Source organism: Natronosalvus halobius (assembly GCF_024138145.1).
Classification (GTDB): Archaea; Halobacteriota; Halobacteria; order Halobacteriales; family Natrialbaceae; genus Natronosalvus; species Natronosalvus halobius.
Genome location: NZ_CP099997.1, coordinates 618,117 through 630,748 on the forward strand (window position 1 = coordinate 618,117; position 12,632 = coordinate 630,748).

The window sequence follows — 12,632 nt, forward strand, 5'->3', positions numbered from 1 at the left end:
ATATGAAAGCGACCGATAGCTATACTCCGGCGTGGTCGCCGGCAGGGGCAACCTCGAGATTGATCGATCCGTTTCTCGACGGAAACGATGTACACTAGATTGCACCAACTTCGCTACAGAGGTATCCCACAATCGTGTTCTCGCGATTCGAAACGTCCCTCCGGTATTATGTTTCGGGCGAGCGTCTAGGGAACTATGGCACTCGCCAGACGCGGGTCCGGACTCGAGGCGGCCGCTCGAGCGTACTGGTCACAGGTTCATCCGGTGTTCATGCTGCCGCCGCTGGCCGCGTCGCTATTCGGTGCGATTCTCGCGCGAGGAATCGACCCCGGCGTCGCGGGCGTGCACCTTCTCGCGATGTTCGCAGCGGTCTACACCGCCCACCTCAAGGATGGCTACGTCGACTTCCACGTTCGGGGCGAGGACGACGACCACCCGCTCACCGTCGCTGGCTGTCACGTCGGTCTCCTGGCGTCGTCGGTTCTGTTCGCAGCGTGCTGTCTCTTCCTGTTCCTCGCCGTGAACTGGGTCGCCGTTGTGCTCACCGTTCCGACGTGGCTCGTCGCCTACCACCACGCGCCACAACTCGACACGAACCCGCTCACCGCGACGACCGGCTACCCGCTGGGAATCGCCCTGAGCGTTCTCGGCGGGTATTACGCGCAGGCGACCACGATCACTCTCCTCGCCCTCGGCTTTGCCGTCGTCTTCCTGGTCCTCCTGTCGGGCATCAAGGTAATCGACGACACCACGGACTACGACTACGACCGCTCGATCCGCAAGCGAACCGTCGCCGTCGTCGTCGGCCCGGAGCGGGCCTATACCGTCGCCTACGGACTGATGGTCGCGGGATTGCTCGTCGTCACCGGCCTGGCCGTCGCTCGTGTGTTCCCTCCCTCGAGCGTGCTCGCCGTGCTCGCGTTCGGGGCGGTCGCCGTCGTCGCCCGGCGAGCAGAGCCGGAACTGGCAACGATGCTCCTCATCCGGGGTTCGTACGTCTTTCTCGCCGTCCTGGTCGCCGCGGTCTGGTTCGAACCGCTCGAGGCGCTGCTCGGCGGGCTGTGATTAGATGATCGACTCCTCGACCGACGGACTGACGCTCCCCGTGTGAACGTAGATGCCGACCACCAGGAGGAGACCCGCGAGGAGGGCGATTCCCGCGCTGGCGGCGTACATCACCTCGAAGCCGACGGTCCTCGCCAGGGGGAGGGCCACCAGGGGACCGAGTCCACCGCCGACGTCCCCGAGCACGTTGTTCGTCCCCATCGCCCGCCCCATTCGGTCTTCGGGCGTGAGGTCGGCGAGCAGCGCCGTCAGCGGACCGCCCACGCCGCCCTGTCCCGCGCCGATGAGGGCACAGCCGACGACCACGGCGACGAACGAACCGGCAAGGGTCAACACCAGGAAGCCGATCGCGTTCAACACCAGGAAGGACACGAGTACGGGAACTCGCGCGCCGACGGAGTCGCTCGCGACGCCGCCCGAGATGGTGAAGATGGCCCCCATGAGCACGGTAATCGCCATGAGCATCCCCGAGGTTCCCTGCTCCTCGAAGCTGATCGCGTACCCGAGCACGTCGGTCGAAATGGTCAGCGACTCGGCCCCGAGGTAGAGCACCAGCGTCGAGAACAGGATGCCCACGTAGGCAAAGTAGAGCCCGAAGTTCACGAAACCGACCGTCAGCGCCGGCACCGTCACCTCGAGATCGAGCGGACTCACCGAGGAGTCACGTTCTTCGACGTGAGTCTCCGGAACCACGGCGTAGGCGATGACGCTCGCTAACCCGGCGAAGGCCGCCGCCAGAACGAACGCCGTAGAGTTTCCGTACAGTTCGCTGGCGACCCCGCCGAGCACCAGTCCTGCCGGAAACCCGAACGTGATCCCCGCCCGGACGATGCCCATGCTCGTCCCGCGAGAATCAGCCTCGCTCACGTCCGCGGTGATGGTGTATGCCGTCGCGAACACGAGCGCGCTCCCGACCCCCCAGAGGACGCGTGCGAGCAGGAACCACGCTTCCGGACTCGAGGAGACGACACCCACCGCCGAACCGAGGGCCGTGTCGGGTCTCGAGGCGTAAATCGCGAGCACGTATCCGAAGGTGGCTACTCCCTCGATCGCCAGTCCGACGACGAACGGTGTGCGGGTGCCGATTCGGTCTATGAGCACGCCTGCAGGCGCGTTCGCCACCAGACGCGTCCAGCGGTTCGCCGAAAGGATGAGTCCGACCATGACCGCCGAGATGCCGAGCACCTCGCCGAGGTTCGGCAAAATGGGGAAGACGACCCCGCCGCCGAAGCCGACGAAGAAGGTACTCACGACGACGGCGAACACGACGCGGCGGGGGCTGGGTTCGGTAGGACTCGAGTTGGGCACGACGATCGGCTCGCTATTTCGTTTCGATACACGATCGATGCCGGTTTGGTTCTTGCGAAGGCGGCACTCGAGGATCGAACGCGAGTTCGACGAAGCTGATGAGAAGCGGCGCGTCCAGGCGCGTTCAGAACGTATCCAGCTCGCCGTCGATGACGCGCTGGGTAATGTCGGTCACGTTCGCGAGACCGTCGTCGACGATTGCCTCGATTTCGGGGCGGACGGTCTCGAGGTCGACGTCGTCTTCGGTGACCACGTGGACGTCGGCGACGTGGGGTTCGTCGATCGGTCGCCCGATCTGGCTCAGGAGGCGAACGCGGAGGTCGCGGATGCCGTCAACTTCGCTCACGACGTTCTCGGCGATGTCCGTCGAGAGGAGATTGTAGATCTTACCGATGTGATTGACCGGGTTCTTCCCGCTCGTGGCCTCCATCGACATCGACCGGTTGGGAGTGATGAGGCCGTTCGCGCGGTTGCCGCGGCCGACGGACCCGTCGTCGCCCTGTTCGGCGGAGGTACCGGTGACGGTCAGATAGATCGATCCGGCCTCGACGGCGTCGGCGGTGTTGACGTAGACCGAGACGTCGCGGTCGGTGTACTCGCTCGCGACGTCGGCGACGTACTCACGTACCGACGCGACGGCGTCGACGTAGGCGTCCATGTCCGGAATGTGTTCGTCGATCATCGCCGCGGCGACGGTCACGTCGATGCTGTCGCCTTCACGCTTGCCCATGATCTTCACGTCCGAGCCGAGGTACGGGTTCTCAGCGGCGAACTCGCGATTGAGTCGCTGCTCGGCGTTGTAGACAATCTGCTCGGTCTCTGACAGCGGTGCGTGACCGACGCCGAAGCTCGTGTCGTTGGCCATCGGCACCTGCACTTCCTCTTCGCCGAAGACATCCTGCAGGTCGCCGCTCCCCTCGCCCAGTTTCACGTCGACGACGACTTCCTCGCCGAAGGTGAGTTTGGGGATTTCGGCCTCGAGGTACTCGCGGGCGGCCGTCAGCGCGATGCGCTCGGTGGGGATGGTCTGGCCCTCGTAGTGTTTGGTCGCGCGACCGACGATCAGGACGTAGATGGGGTCGATGACTTCGCCGCCGCCGAAGGCGGGGGCGGCCTCGCCGGCGACCAGCTGGGTCTCGTCCGTGTTGAAGTGAAGCACCTTTCCGACCCGGTCGAGGTACTCGCGGGCGAGCGCACTGCCGACGCTCTCGGCGATTCCGTCGCAGATCGAGTCGGGGTGTCCGATCCCTTTTCGCTCGACGATTTCGACCTCCTGGTCCTCGACCGCTCGGCGGTCGATCCGTTCGACCCTGATGTTCCGTTCGCTCATTACCCGAGGTTGCGCTGGGATGGTTCTATAACTTGCGAAAACGTTGACGGACGGAAATATGCGGCGAGGTTATACACCGACAACCGGACCTGTGCATCGTTCGACTGTCGAATACTCGAGTGCTCGCGTCTCACGTAACACCGTGTGCGAGAGTAGAGATGGAAGACCCGTCGAGATCGGTACTGACCGCTTCTTTTGTCACATTTTAAACGATCGGTATAGGAAGTACAGACGGCGGTGAGCCATGCTCGTGGACCGAAACCAATTTAGCAGTTAGTGTTGACGTAGTTCCATGTCCTCCATCCACAACCAGCGACGTATTCCTGCCCGATACGGTATCGTCCTCGGTGCAATTTTATTCATTAGCTTCGCCTACGCGATAATCACGGCGCAAATCCTCCTCTGGGTATGGGGGCTCGTCGCGTTGTTCTCCCTCGGTCTCTCAGTGTTTGTGGTCTATCTGTTCTACAGGCTGGTTCGTGCTGTCGAACGAATCGCCTACGAACACTGACGGAGAGCCAGTTCGCTCGAGTCGCAGGTGTACTGAAACGGAGAACTTACAATTGAAGTGATGATTCACCCGTCAGGAGTGCACCGCTATACCTATCGGTATTCTGGAGTTCCTCGAGAGGGGTCGGTGGCGATGGAGGTGTCGCAAGGGACTGAAGCGGTAATTCCCAGTGGCCAACGTCGCGCCACTTCCCGTTCTTGTATCCGACGTTGCGGTACACACCGACTTTTTCGAATCCGCGTGATTCGTGAAACGTGACGCTCTGAGGGTTCGGTAGTGCGATTACAGCGTACGCATTACACAATCCCTGTCGGTCCAGGAGCGCGAAGAGCGATTCGTAGAGCGCGCTCGCAATTCCCTTCCGTCGCCAGGCTTCGTTCACGTACACAGAGACGTCGACTGCCCACCGGTACGCTGGGCGTTCGTTGTGCGTGCTCGCATACGCGTAACCCGTTATTTGACCGTCGTGCTCACACACCAACCACGGAAGTCGTTCCACAGTAGTTCGGATGCGTTGAGCCATCTCTCCGATGGTTGGTGGACTGGTTTCAAACGAAATGTGCGTCTGTTCGACGATGGGTGTATAAATCGATGCAATAGCTTCTGCATCCCTCTCCGTTGCCAGCCGAATTTTTGGGCACACTTGTGAGAATACGGAACCACACAGCAAAAATATCGTGCGGTGAGGTGATGCATACACCAGTATATCTTACAACCACCATTATGCCCCACCCAGTATTTGAGTGAACTGTACGGCGGTAATGACTGTATCCTTTCGTGAATCGTCCCCGACAGTATGGTATCAGCAGAACCTGAAAGTAAAGAGTTACTCTCGAGCAGCCGAAACCGATTACGACGTGCGGTCGCTGATCGCTCGTTCCCGATGTTCATGTATTCGGTCCCCAGAAGACCTATTGTCGGGGCGTCGATCCATCAACGCATGCCGGGTGCACGCATCACGAACGGCGAGCGGATCACGCTTCGTACGGTGGAGCGCGAGGACGTCCCGTTTCTCCAGCGGGCGTTCGCCAACCCCGAGATCAGGTATCCGATCGGCAACCCCCTCTGGAATCAGGAGCGAATCGAGGTCCCTACCGATGACGACGACAGCGACCAGTTTCTCGTCTGCCTCGACGACGGACGGCCGGGCCAACCCGACGAGGACGACGTGGAGCGACTCGGCGTCGTCTACGTCGGCGACGCCCACTACCGACGACCGGAACTTGGCTACTGGCTCGCGCCAGCGTACCACGGCCAGGGGTACGGCTCCGAGGCCGTCTCGCTCGTCGTCGACTACGTCTTTCGCGTCTACGATCACCCCGCCGTCGGCGCCGGCGTCTTCGACTTCAACGACGCCTCTCGAGGGCTGCTCGAGTCCCTCGGCTTCGAGGAGGAGGGCCGGATCCGCCGTGATCGGTTTATCGACGGCGCGTACCGCGACATGATTCAGTACGGCCTCCTCAGAGAGGCGTGGCGAGACCGATAGTCGAGTTTTCGGCGAGCGACGAAGGACGCTCGCCTCGTTAGAGTCGTCGCACTGTGTGATCCACGTGTGTGCCCCCTGTGATCTTATACCACTCGAGGGCGTACACGTGCCCGGTGATCTCGATGGGGAAAGACATACTCATGATCGTCGGCGACTTCGGCGAAGACCTCGAAATAATGGTTCCGTTCCAGGCGCTGCAGATGGTCGGCCACGACGTCGACGCTGTGTGTCCCGACAAAGACGCGGGCGAGACGGTCAAGACGGCGATCCACGACTTCCGGGGCGACCAGACGTACCTCGAAGAGCGCGGCCACGACTTCGAGCTAAACGCGACGATGAACGGGATCGACCCCGCCGACTACGACGCGCTGTGCGTCCCCGGCGGCCGAGCGCCGGAGTACCTCCGCACCTACGACGAGGTCATCGACGCCGTCCAGCACTTCTTCGAGGAGGACAAACCCGTGGCGACGCTCTGTCACGGCCCGCAGATTCTCGCGGCGGCGGACGTCCTGGAGGGCTACGAAATGACCTCGTATCCCGCGGTCCGCGCGGAGTGTGAGGCCGCCGGCTGTTCGTGGGTCGACGGCGTCGTCCGCGACGGTAACCTCGTCACTGGCCAGGCCTGGCCCGACCACGTCGAGTGGCTCGCGGAATTCCTCGAGCTGCTGGGGACCGACATCAGTCACGCCGAAGCTGCGACGGCCGACTGAGTCGCCCGTTTCCAGAATCCCTCCAGCACAGCCGCTCAACCGTTTTTTCGCAACCTTCCTCCGTCCCGCTCAGTCTTCGAGCACGAGTTCCAGGTACGATGTTCGAAGCTGCTCCGCGGGATCGAGGTCGAGGCGCTCCAGGATGGCCGCCGCTCCCTCGCGAACCGACTCGATCTCGGCTTCGGTCTCGGCGTCGGCCTCCACTTCGACGAACTCGCCGGCCCCCTCGACGGCGTCGAGCGTGACGGTGTACCCCTCGAGCGAGTAGCGCTCGCGGCGTTTTTCGACCGTCGCGACGGGCTCGAAGCCGAGTTTCGTGAGCGCGGCGTCCATCGTCTCGCCGTCGCCGACGGCCGTCTCGTGTTCGGCGCGGGTCTTCGAGTCGTCCTCGAGCAGCGGCCCCTTGTAGGTCACTCGGGCCTCGTGGTCGACGTCGTGGAGGGCGACGGCGGTGTCGGCGTCCGCGTCCACCGCCTCTCGCCGAATGCGCAGCGCTTCGTCGGACTCGGCAAACGATCGGTGAGGGGCGTCGTAGTAGGTGTCCGCCTGGACGACCGTCGCCTCGCGCGTCGCGTCGAGCGCCTCGAGACGCGCCCGGACCGCCTCGAGAGTCGCGGGAACCTCGACCTTGAGTTCGACTTCGTACATACGTCGTTCGAGGGCCGGGAGCCATAGGAACGTGTCGTTCCACGGTCGACTCTCGCTCTCGGTCACGAACTCGGTGCTCGAGCGGGGAGGAACTGGAAACGAGTGGAAACCGAGCGCCCGAACGAAAACGTCGGTCTTAAATGCGGACGGCTGATGGTACCACGTATGACCGAGGAAGAGGAGGCCGAGACATCGGCCGATGACGTCGAAACGGAAGCCGAAGACACCGAAGCCGAGGAGAGCGAGCCCGAGAGCGGGTTCCAGCCCGGTGACTTCGTGAAGATCGCCTACACCGCTCGCACCGTCGAGGGCGACCAGCTCGTCGACACGACCGACGCCGAGGTCGCCGAGGAGGAGGGCGTCGACGCCCAGGATCGAGAGTTCGCCCCGCGAACGATCGTCCTCGGAGAGGGCCACATCTTCGGCGCCGTCGAGGACGCCATCATCGGCAGCGAAGCCGGTGAGGAGGGCGATGTTACCATCCCCGCCGAGGAGGCCTTCGGCGAGTACGACAACGACGCCGTCGAGACGATCAGCGCGGACAAGATCGACGAGGACGACCGCTACCCCGGCGCGCACGTCCACATCGACGGCCGTCACGGCTACATCAGTACCATCGTCGGCGGGCGCGCTCGCGTCGACTTCAATCACCCCCTCGCCGGAGAGGACGTCGAGTACGAGTACGAGGTCGTCGAGGAAGTCGACGACCGCGAGGAGCAGGCTGCTGGCCTCTTCGGAATGTACCTCGAAACCGAACCCGACCTCTGGATCGAAACCGACGAGGTCGAAGAGGAGGTTCCCGTCGAGTCTGACGACGACGATGACGACGACGAGGAAACCGAACCCGAGTTCGAGACCGAGGTGGTCGAGAAGGAAACGCTCTACGTCGAGTCCACGCCCCAGATGGCGATGAACCAGCAGTGGATGTTCCAGAAGCAACAGATCGCCCAGGACGTCATGGACAAGGTCGGCGTCGACCGCGTCATCGTCCAGGAGGTCATCGAGGGCATGGGTGGTATGATGGGCGGTATGGGTGGCATGATGGGCGGCATGGGCGGTGCCGGCGGCGAAGCCGACCTTGAGGCCGCACTCGAGGACGCCGACGTCGACGCCGACGAAATCGTCGAAGAACTCGAAGCCGAAGCCGGCGACGAGTAAGCCCAGTTTTCCGATTCTTTCGCCTCCCAGCAGCGGTGGCTGTGACTCACCACTCCTCGAGGGGACACACCGGTCGGCCGATACTATGATAGTCGTCCACTTTTTTGTAGACGACAATGCGGCACGTCCCCCGAACACGTTCGGTAGCCGACGGGCGCCACGTCGTGATGGCACTCGGCGCCGCGTACGTCGCGTTATCCGTTTTTCCCGCCGTTTTTCCCGGGAGCGAGGAGCTACCACGGGGCGCCCTGCTGATCGTCGTCGTCCTGACGGCCGGTCCTGGACTGGTTCTACTCTACGGCGGCTATCGACTGGCACAATCGTCGGTTCACGCGGCGCTCTACGGCCGGATCGCCGGCTGGTGTCTCGGCGCGATCGGGGTCATGGCAACCATCTTCGCCATCTCGAGTCTCGTCAGCGACCTGGCGAGTGTCGTCCCGAACGTGTTGATCCTCACCGCGCTGAGCGCCCTCGCCGGTTTCGGACTGGGTGTCTACGACGCTCAGGCACGGACGCGGGCGCGGGAGGCCGAGCAAAGGAGCCACGAACTCGCCTATCAGAACAATCGACTGGAGAGTTTCGCGGGTATGCTCGCCCACGAACTTCGGAACCCGCTGACGATCGCCAAGGGCTACCACGAGCAGTCGCGCCCGCGAGACGAAGATGCCGCCAGACAGGTGGCACTCGCTCACGAGCGCATCGAGGAGATGATCGATATTCTCCTCGTCATCGTCCGTGAATCGCCCGTACACGTAGACGAGAGCCGGATCAACCTCACGGACGTGGCCGAACAGGCGTGGGACGCCACCGAGGAAACGGCGACGGCCACGCTCGTCCTCGATACTGACCGATCGATTCGCGGCGACGCGGTGCACCTGCATCACCTGCTGGCGAACCTCTTTCAGAACAGTCTGGAGCACGCTCACGAGGGTGTGACCGTTCGCGTCGGTGACCTCGAGGACGGCTTCTACGTGGAGGACGACGGCCCCGGTATCCCGCCGGAGACCCACAGCCAGGTCGTCGAGCCGGGTTTTACGACGAGTTCGCGCGGGACGGGACTCGGTCTAACGCTCGTCACCCAGCTAGCCGCGATCTACGACTGGGACTGGGCGCTCTCCGAGAGTAGAGATGGCGGAGCCCGATTCGAGTTCACCGAGGTCGACCTCGTGTAATCCGCTGTCGAGACTCGAGTAGCCGGCTGTCGAGACCTGAATCGTCCGTAACAGCACCCGTCGTCACGCGATGTCCCGACTCGTGTCGATCTCGACCTGCTCGGAGAGCTGAAGTTTAATGATCTCGGGGGAGGCACCGCCGCCCCGGAATTTCGGGATCGCAAGGTGGTTCTCGATCTCGGTCCCATCGAGGGACGTCCGCAGGTCGAAGACGGCGTCGGCGACGTGTTCGGTGGTCGGCCGGTTGTCGGAGGGATTCGGGCGCTTGAGACAGTGGAGGACGGCGATCGAGCCCGTCTCGAGCATGTGTGACTTCAGATCGTTGAGAAACTCGAGGTACGCGTCGCCATCGGCGCGCTCCAGGACGTCCATCGTGTCGATGATGAGGTTCGCGCCATCGGGCAGCGCACTGATGAGGCGGGTCGCTTCCTCGAGGGGGTCGGAATCGGTGACCCGGCGGACGGTGGGACTGCCGACGCGACTCATCGAGGATTCGATGGCATGGCGAACGGTGTCGTCGGTTCGCTCGGTCGTCAGGTACAGGGTGCCGCGGGCGGCCGTCAGTTCGTACAGGAGCAGTTCCGACTGGCTGGCGGGACTCGCGGTGTAGGCGACGACACAACCTGGGGGCAATCCGCCGTCTAACTTCCGATCCAGCACGTCGATGCCCGTTTCCAGCCGACCAACCATGCGATTGTGACCTCTTGTCCCAGCGCCCGCATAACTCTTTGGCCCGAGTCGCCGTTCACTCGGGCGGTTCCAGGCTATCCCTTGCCACGACGTTGTATTAGCCGACACTCGGTGATGAATAATCGGCGGACGCACGTCAGACGGCCCAAAACGTTTATTCGGCCGCGAACTGCTTGTAAGAGACAATGGTCGAACTAGGCGACGTATTCGGGGATCTCTTTTCGGACGTCGACGCAGTCGCACTCTTTGCCCCCAGCGGGTCGTACTACGACCGTTTGGTGGCCGTCGACGACCTCGAGGTGATCGTCGTCGGGACCGAAAACACCGTCAGCGCCGAGACGTTCGTCGAACTCCCCCTCGAGTTCCAGAACGTCTCCGAACGGATCCGGTTCGGACTCGAAGGCGGCCTGGAACAGGGGATCATCGAGGATGGTGACGAACTGGCCTGCGCGACGAGCGTCTTCGGCGACGACATCGACACCGTCTCTCGGGTTCGGGCGAACATCGACGACCAGTCGGGCATCTACAACCTCTTCGCGAAATCGAGGGCCGACCCCGACGTCATCAAGGCCGTCCTCGAGTTGGCAGTCGAACTCGGAAAGAAGGGCCAGAAGGGCAAACCCGTCGGCGCGCTGTTCGTCGTCGGCGACGCCGGCAAGGTGATGAACAAGTCCCGGCCGCTCTCGTACAACCCCTTCGAGAAGTCCCACGTCCACGTCGGCGATCCGATCGTGAACGTCATGCTCAAGGAGTTCTCGCGCCTCGACGGCGCGTTCATCATCTCGGACTCGGGCAAACTCGTCTCGGCCTACCGCTACCTCGAGCCCTCGGCGGAGGGCGTCGACATCCCGAAAGGGCTGGGCGCCCGCCACATGGCCGGCGGAGCGATCACGCGAGATACGAACGCGATCGCGATCGTCCTCTCCGAGAGCGACGGGATGGTGCGCGCGTTCAAAGCCGGGGAGATTATTCTGGAGGTCGACCCGGAGGAGTACTGACATGGAGCTACAGACGCTCGTCGACGAACCCGTCGTGATAGCGCTGGCCGTGCTGGTTCTCGGTCTCGTCGTCGGGTACGTCGTCGGTCGACTGAACGAAGAACTCCTGCGGGCGGCCGAGGTCCCGGAGGCCGTCGAGGGAACGCCGTTCGAGCGAACCGCTCAGTCACTTGGCACCTCGACGGTCAAGATCGTCGCTCGACTCAGTTCCTGGTTCATTTACGGCATCGCCCTGCTAACGGCGATTCATATCGCCCAGCTCCTGCCGACGGAAGCGTTCTGGCAGACCATCTGGACGTTCGTTCCGCAGGTGTTCGTTGCGGTCCTCGTCATCCTCGTCGGGTTCGTCGCTGCCGACAAGGCCGAACTGGCCGTCAGCGAGTACCTTCGAGGGGTCAAACTTCCCGAGGTCTCGATCATCCCCAGGATCGTCAAGTACTCCGTCCTCTTCGTCGCCTTTCTCATCGCACTCGCCCAGATCAATGTGGCGGTCCTGCCGCTTTTGATCCTCCTGACCGTCTACACCACCGGTCTCGTCCTGGTCGGCGCGTTCGCGTTCAAGGACTTCCTCGTCTCGAGTGCCGTCGGCATTTACCTGTTGCTCAACCAGCCCTACGGGATCGGCGATCGAGTCGAGATCGGCGACCACGCGGGGATCGTCCAGGAGGTCGATCTCTTCGTGACGAAGATCGAGTCCGACTCGAAGGAACACGTCATCCCGAACCGTGTGGTCTTCGAGGATGGTTTCGTCCGGATTCGGGACTGACGGGGGTTCGTTCGTACTTTGCTTTGTCTCTGTGTCTGTCTCTGTCCCCGGCCCTCGTTTTCACTCTCAATCGAGCCGTCGGCGCGACTCGAGCACTCGATACCCGACGGTCAGGTATCCGACGAGCGTCACGACGAATAGCTCGCCGGAACTCGCGATCGGAAAGATCCGCTCGACGTCCGTCGGTTCTGGGTCCGATCCGCGCGAGGGATCGAAGCCCGTCGAGTAGTGGGTGTCCGCCGTCGTGCCGCGAGCAGTCGACTCCGAGACTGTGGTTCCAGATTCACTGGATTCGAGTTCGACGAACGTCTGGACGAGACCGCGCTGGTCGGTGACCAGGAGCGTCCCCGAGAGGTCGAAGAACCGGTCGTGGACGGGCCAGAAGAGGTTGACGCCGTTGTAGAACGCATCGAGCAAGATGTGGGCGAACAGGACTGCAACGAGAGTCACCCACCCGACCCGGTAGCCGTAGGCGCCCCACCGCGAGCGAACGATCGATCGGTCGCGTTTCCAGTCCCAGTACAGGGCCAGTGCGGGAACCAGGACGATCCAGAGGTTGTGGAAGGCAGCACGGTGGGTGCCGGGAACGACGATGCCGAGCAACGTATCGAGGTCGACGAGGGCGGTCACGGCCATGACGAACAGGATCGCTCGCGTATCGAAGCGATCGGCGAGGAGGGCGACCCCGATCAGCCCCGCCAGCCCGACGTGTACGACGGTCGACGGCATGCCCACACCTCAGAGCCTCGGACCTTGAGTGTTCGCCTCTACCGTCGAATGCCGGTAGCTA

At 63.0% G+C, this 12,632-nt stretch carries 14 protein-coding genes; 8 read left to right on the forward strand and 6 right to left on the reverse strand.

All coding sequences use genetic code 11. The features are described from left to right. Nucleotides 1–195: 195 nt before the first annotated feature. Nucleotides 196–1,065, forward strand: coding sequence for a UbiA prenyltransferase family protein (locus NGM15_RS02995; RefSeq protein WP_253435083.1), 870 nt, complete (start codon nt 196–198; stop codon nt 1,063–1,065). Here NGM15_RS02995 and NGM15_RS03000 read toward each other — a convergent pair whose 3' ends face one another. Together NGM15_RS03000 and NGM15_RS03005 are read right to left on the reverse strand one after the other, a co-directional pair. Further along, on the reverse strand, nt 1,066–2,373 hold the full coding sequence (locus tag NGM15_RS03000) for an MFS transporter (protein ID WP_253435086.1): 1,308 nt from the start codon (nt 2,371–2,373) through the stop codon (nt 1,066–1,068). 124 nt (nt 2,374–2,497) lie between these two features. Beyond that, nucleotides 2,498–3,703 (reverse strand): methionine adenosyltransferase, encoded by a 1,206-nt coding sequence (locus NGM15_RS03005; protein ID WP_253435087.1) that lies wholly within the window; start codon nt 3,701–3,703, stop codon nt 2,498–2,500. Between the two features lie 292 nt (nt 3,704–3,995). Here NGM15_RS03005 and NGM15_RS03010 point away from each other — a divergent pair, with 292 nt between their 5' ends. Further along, entirely contained in the window at nt 3,996–4,214 is a 219-nt protein-coding gene (locus NGM15_RS03010) for a DUF8066 domain-containing protein (protein ID WP_253435089.1), read from the forward strand. A 46-nt stretch (nt 4,215–4,260) separates the two neighbouring features. Here NGM15_RS03010 and NGM15_RS18880 read toward each other — a convergent pair whose 3' ends face one another. Next, the gene (locus tag NGM15_RS18880; protein WP_425494465.1) at nt 4,261–4,914 is read right to left on the reverse strand and encodes an arsinothricin resistance N-acetyltransferase ArsN1 family B; all 654 of its coding nucleotides are present in this window, start codon (nt 4,912–4,914) and stop codon (nt 4,261–4,263) included. Nucleotides 4,915–5,154: 240 nt separating this feature from the next. On the opposite strand from NGM15_RS18880, the gene NGM15_RS03015 reads away from it, so the two are divergent. Next, nucleotides 5,155–5,700: a GNAT family N-acetyltransferase gene (locus NGM15_RS03015; RefSeq protein WP_253435091.1), complete on the forward strand. Its 546-nt coding sequence runs from the start codon at nt 5,155–5,157 to the stop codon at nt 5,698–5,700. 122 nt (nt 5,701–5,822) lie between these two features. Continuing rightward, complete coding sequence (locus tag NGM15_RS03020) at nt 5,823–6,410, forward strand: DJ-1/PfpI family protein (protein WP_253435093.1); 588 nt, start codon at nt 5,823–5,825, stop codon at nt 6,408–6,410. Nucleotides 6,411–6,479: 69 nt separating this feature from the next. Here the strand turns inward: NGM15_RS03020 and cyaB are convergent, their stop codons facing one another. Continuing rightward, nucleotides 6,480–7,058, reverse strand: a complete 579-nt coding sequence (cyaB, locus tag NGM15_RS03025; protein WP_253435095.1) for a class IV adenylate cyclase — start codon at nt 7,056–7,058, stop codon at nt 6,480–6,482. A gap of 165 nt (nt 7,059–7,223) precedes the next feature. On the opposite strand from cyaB, the gene NGM15_RS03030 reads away from it, so the two are divergent. Beyond that, nucleotides 7,224–8,216, forward strand: a complete 993-nt coding sequence (locus NGM15_RS03030) for an FKBP-type peptidyl-prolyl cis-trans isomerase (protein WP_253435098.1) — start codon at nt 7,224–7,226, stop codon at nt 8,214–8,216. 167 nt (nt 8,217–8,383) lie between these two features. Next, entirely contained in the window at nt 8,384–9,388 is a 1,005-nt protein-coding gene (locus NGM15_RS03035; RefSeq protein ID WP_253435100.1) for a sensor histidine kinase, read from the forward strand. 63 nt (nt 9,389–9,451) lie between these two features. Here the strand turns inward: NGM15_RS03035 and NGM15_RS03040 are convergent, their stop codons facing one another. Then, nucleotides 9,452–10,078, reverse strand: coding sequence for an RAD55 family ATPase (locus NGM15_RS03040; RefSeq protein WP_253435102.1), 627 nt, complete (start codon nt 10,076–10,078; stop codon nt 9,452–9,454). A gap of 185 nt (nt 10,079–10,263) precedes the next feature. On the opposite strand from NGM15_RS03040, the gene dacZ reads away from it, so the two are divergent. Beyond that, nucleotides 10,264–11,076: a diadenylate cyclase DacZ gene (dacZ, locus tag NGM15_RS03045; protein ID WP_253435104.1), complete on the forward strand. Its 813-nt coding sequence runs from the start codon at nt 10,264–10,266 to the stop codon at nt 11,074–11,076. A 1-nt stretch (nt 11,077) separates the two neighbouring features. Beyond that, nucleotides 11,078–11,842 (forward strand): mechanosensitive ion channel family protein, encoded by a 765-nt coding sequence (locus NGM15_RS03050; protein ID WP_253435107.1) that lies wholly within the window; start codon nt 11,078–11,080, stop codon nt 11,840–11,842. A 66-nt stretch (nt 11,843–11,908) separates the two neighbouring features. On the opposite strand, the gene NGM15_RS03055 is transcribed toward NGM15_RS03050, so the two are convergent. Next, nucleotides 11,909–12,571, reverse strand: coding sequence for a metal-dependent hydrolase (locus NGM15_RS03055; RefSeq protein ID WP_253435109.1), 663 nt, complete (start codon nt 12,569–12,571; stop codon nt 11,909–11,911). Between the last annotated feature and the right edge of the window lie 61 nt (nt 12,572–12,632).

Bases quoted from the DNA above. Each gene is read 5' to 3' on its own strand.
- cyaB (WP_253435095.1), bottom strand. From the start codon at position 7,058: ATGTACGAAGTCGAACTCAAGGTCGAGGTTCCCGCGACTCTCGAGGCG.
- NGM15_RS03020 (WP_253435093.1), top strand. From the start codon at position 5,823: ATGGGGAAAGACATACTCATGATCGTCGGCGACTTCGGCGAAGACCTC.
- NGM15_RS02995 (WP_253435083.1), top strand. From the start codon at position 196: ATGGCACTCGCCAGACGCGGGTCCGGACTCGAGGCGGCCGCTCGAGCG.
- NGM15_RS03040 (WP_253435102.1), bottom strand. From the start codon at position 10,078: ATGGTTGGTCGGCTGGAAACGGGCATCGACGTGCTGGATCGGAAGTTA.
- NGM15_RS03015 (WP_253435091.1), top strand. From the start codon at position 5,155: ATGCCGGGTGCACGCATCACGAACGGCGAGCGGATCACGCTTCGTACG.
- NGM15_RS03010 (WP_253435089.1), top strand. From the start codon at position 3,996: ATGTCCTCCATCCACAACCAGCGACGTATTCCTGCCCGATACGGTATC.
- NGM15_RS03030 (WP_253435098.1), top strand. From the start codon at position 7,224: ATGACCGAGGAAGAGGAGGCCGAGACATCGGCCGATGACGTCGAAACG.
- dacZ (WP_253435104.1), top strand. From the start codon at position 10,264: ATGGTCGAACTAGGCGACGTATTCGGGGATCTCTTTTCGGACGTCGAC.
- NGM15_RS03050 (WP_253435107.1), top strand. From the start codon at position 11,078: ATGGAGCTACAGACGCTCGTCGACGAACCCGTCGTGATAGCGCTGGCC.
- NGM15_RS03055 (WP_253435109.1), bottom strand. From the start codon at position 12,571: ATGCCGTCGACCGTCGTACACGTCGGGCTGGCGGGGCTGATCGGGGTC.
- NGM15_RS03035 (WP_253435100.1), top strand. From the start codon at position 8,384: ATGGCACTCGGCGCCGCGTACGTCGCGTTATCCGTTTTTCCCGCCGTT.
- NGM15_RS03005 (WP_253435087.1), bottom strand. From the start codon at position 3,703: ATGAGCGAACGGAACATCAGGGTCGAACGGATCGACCGCCGAGCGGTC.